We start from the raw sequence: 4,461 nt of genomic DNA, 5'->3' as shown, positions 1-4,461 counted from the left end.
ATTTATGGTGTAAAATATTAGAAAAATACAAGTCAAAATTAGACCTTTCAAACGTATCTTTTGATGGAAGCCACACCAAAGCCATCAAAGGTGGCGAAGAAGTTGGCTATCAAAAGAGAAAGAAGTGTAAAACCACAAATGCTCTATATTTAACTGATAATCAAGGTTTACCTTTAGCCATTTCTAATCCTGTAGCAGGCAATCATAACGACCTTTATGAGATTGAGGTTCAATTTGAAACGATTACTGACACCCTTGAACAAGCAAATATCATGGTTGAAGGACTTTTTCTCAATGCTGATGCAGGTTTTGATTCTAAAGAGTTTCGTTGTTCTTGTAACAAGAAAGATATACAAGGTAATATTTGCTTTAATAAAAGAAACAACGATACTTCTGATAGGGATGAATATTTTGACCCTCTTCTCTACGAAGAAAGGTATAAAATAGAAAGAACCAATGGTTGGTTGGATAGTTATAGGTCTTTACTCAATAGATTTGATACAACAGTGGCTAGTTGGCTAGGATTTAATTATTTAGCCTTTATGGTGATTGCTCTGAAAAAGTTTAAATGACTTCCTTATGAAAAATGAACCAAAAATAGCCCTTGGCACTTGGTCTTGGGGCGTAGGAGCCATCGGTGGAGACCAAGTCTTTGGCAACACACTTTCCGAAGCTCAGATGGCAGAAGTTTTTGACACAGCGGTCAGAGAAGAACTCAATCTTTGGGACACGGCGTTTGTCTATGGAATGGGAAGTTCAGAAAAAGCTCTTGCCGAACAAATCCGCCGCTATCCGCGTGAAAATTTGCTAATTTCAACAAAATTTACCCCTAATGCAGCCGATACCAACAGCCAAACCCCTGTGGCAGATATGCTTGCAGGCAGCTTGGAACGATTGGGTACAGACTATGTGGATTATTATTGGATTCACAATACTATCGGCTTTAATACTTGGACAGAGCAATTTATTCCGTTGCTTGAAAGTGGTAAAATCAGAAAAATAGGTGTTTCAAACCACAGCCTTGAACAAATCAAAACCGTAAACGAAACACTTGCAAAATATGGCTGGAAAATTAATGCGGTGCAAAATCATTTCAGCCTGCTGTACCGCAATTCTGATTCTGACGGAACGCTGGACTATTGCCGTGAACAGGGAATTGATTTTTTTGCCTATATGGTCTTGGAACAGGGGGCGCTTTCTGGACGCTATACCTCTGAAAATCCGCTTCCTGAAGGAAGTATGCGTGCCGAGCGCTATAATCCGATTTTGCCACAATTGAAAACCTTGACGGATAAACTGGCAGAACTCGGCAAACCCTACAACGCCAGTGCGGCACAAACCGTCATTGCTTACGCTATTGCCAAAGGCACCTTACCGCTGATAGGCGCGACCAAACCGAGCCACGTCAGCGACGCCAAGCAAGCGCTAAACATCACTTTAACCGCTGCACAAATCACTGAACTGGAACAGCTTGCCGACCAGCTAGGGCTAGACACCCGCGGCGGCTGGGAAGGCGAAGCGTAATCATTAGCTTCTTTTAATGATTTTAGTAAAAATCAGCTTTAAATTATCCTTCCTCTTTGGGGGGATAATTTAATTCTATTAAAATCAAACATTATGGGTAAAAAAACTATCAATTGAGTTTTCGTGCATTGATTGTTTATTTTTTTTCGATGCAATAACCAATCTTCGTATTTTTTCTTACCTTCGTACTTTAATACCCCAATCATTGCAATTCATTCATAATGAAATTACTAAAAATATTTTTATTGCTAAATACTTTGCTTATGGCAACACTTTTGAACGCTCAAAACAAGCCTTATACGTTCGTTGATATCCACAGCCATAATGTCCTTCCGTCGTATCTGGATTATCTGAAAAAATACGATGCCCTTCTGGAGGAGGGATTTCCCTTGCCCAAATGGGATGTGCAAAAACATCTGGAAATGATGAAACAGCAGAATATCGGTTATACCATTTTGACTATGCCTGCACCACAGCTGTATCACGGTTCTACGGAGGAAAACGCGAAAGCTATTCGCCAGTATAACGAGGAAACTGCCGCTATTGCCTCTCAATATCCCCAGCGTTTTGGGTTTTGTGCTTCCTTGCCTCTGCCCAATGTAGCGGCAGCCATTGAAGAAGCTAAATATGCCTTTGAAACTCTCCATACCAATGGCATCAAGCTGGCAACCAATAGTAATGGACAATATTTAGGCAGTCCTGAATTAGAGCCACTTATGGAGGTTTTGAACCAATATGGAGCTGTTATTATTTTGCATCCACATAAACCAGTGCCTATTAATGAAAATCTTTTGACAGACATACCTTTGGCGGCTTACGAATATTTGGCAGAAACCACCCGAACCGTAGTCAATCTTATTGTCCACAATGTGCCATCACGGTATCCGAATATAAAATTTGTCATTCCGCATTGCGGTTCGTTTTTGCCGTTGGAATTGCCGAGATTGGAGAAAATACACCCCATAATGATGCAATTCGGACTAATGAACCCCATCGATTGGGGGAGGAATTTGGAGAATTTTTATTACGATTTGGCAGGAGGACTTACAGACTCCAGCTTAGATGCACTTCTTAGTATTACTACTCCAGAACATCTTTTATATGGGTCAGATTATCCTTATGTCAATGAAAATGGAGTGAAAAATACTTTTGAAAACACATTAAATGTATTGAAAAATAATCCAAAAACATCAATACACTTACACAATATCCTGAAAAACAATACATTGAAGCTATTAGGGAAATTAGATAACATTATTGTTTCTGAATCAAGCCAACGGAGAAAATGATGTTCCGCATTGCAGAGATAGAGGTATATCCAGAGTATTTTGAACAACATTTGGCGTACGCACGCGAAGTAGAAGTAGGTAAAATTTCTGTAGAAAAAGAGCAGGAAACCAAGAGTAAATATGATAATAAAGATCGTTACAATAAATATTACAAATTTTAATAAGATATTTTGATGAAAATAGGAATTATAGGAGTAGGTGCCATCGGTGGTACAATAGCAAGAAAATTAATACAATCTGGGCACAATGTAAAGGTGGCAAATGCCAAGGGCGTGGAAGGGGTTAGAGACTTTGCTCTAGAAATCGGAGCAGAACCAGCAGATATTCATAGTGTAGTCAAGGATGTGGAGGTAGTAATTCTCTCTATTCCATTAGCAGCTATTGCCAGTCTTCCTAAAGATCTGTTCGACAAGGTGAATACAGATGCGGTCGTAGTAGATTCCAACAATTATTATCCTGGTATAAACCATGATGTCATTGAGGAAATAGAAAACGGTATGGTGGAAAGTCGTTGGACAGAAAAACAGATTGGTCGACCAGTCATCAAGGCATTTAATATGCTATTGGCTAATAGTCTTGCAAATGGGGGTAAGCCTGTTGGCAACGAGAACCGCCTTGCAATGCTGGTGGCAGGCGATGATGAAACACAAAAATCAAAAGTGATGCAACTTGTAAATGACATGGGCTTTGATCCTGTCGACAATGGTGGTATTGATGATTCATGGAGCCAGCAACCTAATTCACCAGGTTATTGCTGTGATTATACAGCCGAAGAATTACTTCAAGTGCGTAAAAGGTCAATAGCCACAAAGGAAAGTGTATTTCTGAACCACAAGCGTTTTGATTCAGAATTTACCACTTTAACAGATGGCGATTATAGTCACGACAATGTGATACGCGTAAACAGAATGATGAATAAATAAAAGATGGAAGCAATAAAAGTATTTATTATTAATGGAGGGCAACATTTTGCTGGTTTAGGTGGAAGATTTTAGTCCATACTCACAGGATGGACGGCAGAAGTGGCACAGCAAATGGGCTGCACTGGATCCGTACTATGATGTGAAGGATCCATTTGATCCAGTTACAGAGGTGGAACATTTCAAGTGGGTAGATTTTATAATCTATCACACACCTATATGGTGGTTTCAGTTGCCTCATCGCCTCAAACAATATATAGACGAGGTTTTTATGGCAGGACAAGGCAACGGCATATTCCACAGTGATGGCAGGAGCCATACCGATCCTAACCGAAATTACGGTACGGGCGGTTTGATTTAAGGAATGCCCCAGAGGTTGCTTTTACAATGGAAGGAAGAGTTTTTTGAGCGTCATTTTCCCGATGATCCCGTTCTGCTGTTGTAATTAATGTTATGTGCCATTGTTCTAAAATTTTAAATGTTCCTAAATTGTCTTTTGTTACTCTGTTAATTAAAATGGTAAATCATCTTCGGTNTCCTCAATCGGTTGTGGTGTTATCACTCCCTTTCCGTTGGTTGTTTCTGTGTTCTGTCTTTGTCCACTTGCGTGTAACTTAATTTTTAAGGTATGAAAATTAAGTCCTGCTTTGGGTTCTCCGTCTTTGCTAAGCCACGCCCTTGCACTTACTCGCCCAGTAAGTTCCACTAAAGCCCCTTTGGTTAAAATC

6 protein-coding genes and 1 pseudogene are annotated in these 4,461 nt (G+C 39.8%); 6 read left to right on the top strand and 1 reads right to left on the bottom strand.

The genetic code is table 11. From position 1 onward, the window contains the following. The 6 genes from C237_RS0109555 to C237_RS13700 all read left to right on the top strand — a co-directional run. Positions 1–572 (top strand): transposase (locus C237_RS0109555; protein WP_018676268.1); only part of this gene is annotated, 572 nt, incomplete at its 5' end. A gap of 7 nt (positions 573–579) precedes the next feature. Next, positions 580–1,524, top strand: a complete 945-nt coding sequence (locus C237_RS0109550; RefSeq protein ID WP_018676267.1) for an aldo/keto reductase — start codon at positions 580–582, stop codon at positions 1,522–1,524. A 263-nt stretch (positions 1,525–1,787) separates the two neighbouring features. Then, positions 1,788–2,813: an amidohydrolase family protein gene (locus C237_RS0109540; RefSeq protein WP_018676266.1), complete on the top strand. Its 1,026-nt coding sequence runs from the start codon at positions 1,788–1,790 to the stop codon at positions 2,811–2,813. After that, a complete protein-coding gene (locus C237_RS14615; RefSeq protein ID WP_156809747.1) occupies positions 2,810–2,974 on the top strand; it encodes a hypothetical protein in 165 nt (54 codons plus the stop codon). The genes C237_RS0109540 and C237_RS14615 overlap by 4 nt, the downstream gene beginning before the upstream one ends. 12 nt (positions 2,975–2,986) lie before the next feature. After that, a complete protein-coding gene (locus C237_RS0109530; RefSeq protein WP_018676264.1) occupies positions 2,987–3,736 on the top strand; it encodes an NADPH-dependent F420 reductase in 750 nt (249 codons plus the stop codon). Positions 3,737–3,875: 139 nt separating this feature from the next. Beyond that, a complete protein-coding gene (locus tag C237_RS13700; RefSeq protein WP_245539718.1) occupies positions 3,876–4,094 on the top strand; it encodes an NAD(P)H-dependent oxidoreductase in 219 nt (72 codons plus the stop codon). Positions 4,095–4,244: 150 nt separating this feature from the next. Here the strand turns inward: C237_RS13700 and C237_RS15255 are convergent. Then, positions 4,245–4,461 (bottom strand): annotated as a pseudogene (locus tag C237_RS15255) (single-stranded DNA-binding protein); the annotation flags it as partial.

The sequence above is a fragment of the Riemerella columbina DSM 16469 genome (assembly GCF_000374405.1).
In the GTDB taxonomy this organism is placed as follows: domain Bacteria; phylum Bacteroidota; class Bacteroidia; order Flavobacteriales; family Weeksellaceae; genus Riemerella; species Riemerella columbina.
Note: the sequence above shows the minus strand (reverse complement) of the source record. Positions and strands in the feature narration are given on the sequence as shown.

Excerpts from the sequence above, each read along its gene's own strand:
- C237_RS14615 (WP_156809747.1), top strand. The coding sequence starts at position 2,810 with ATGATGTTCCGCATTGCAGAGATAGAGGTATATCCAGAGTATTTTGAA.
- C237_RS0109550 (WP_018676267.1), top strand. The coding sequence starts at position 580 with ATGAAAAATGAACCAAAAATAGCCCTTGGCACTTGGTCTTGGGGCGTA.
- C237_RS0109530 (WP_018676264.1), top strand. The coding sequence starts at position 2,987 with ATGAAAATAGGAATTATAGGAGTAGGTGCCATCGGTGGTACAATAGCA.
- C237_RS0109540 (WP_018676266.1), top strand. The coding sequence starts at position 1,788 with ATGGCAACACTTTTGAACGCTCAAAACAAGCCTTATACGTTCGTTGAT.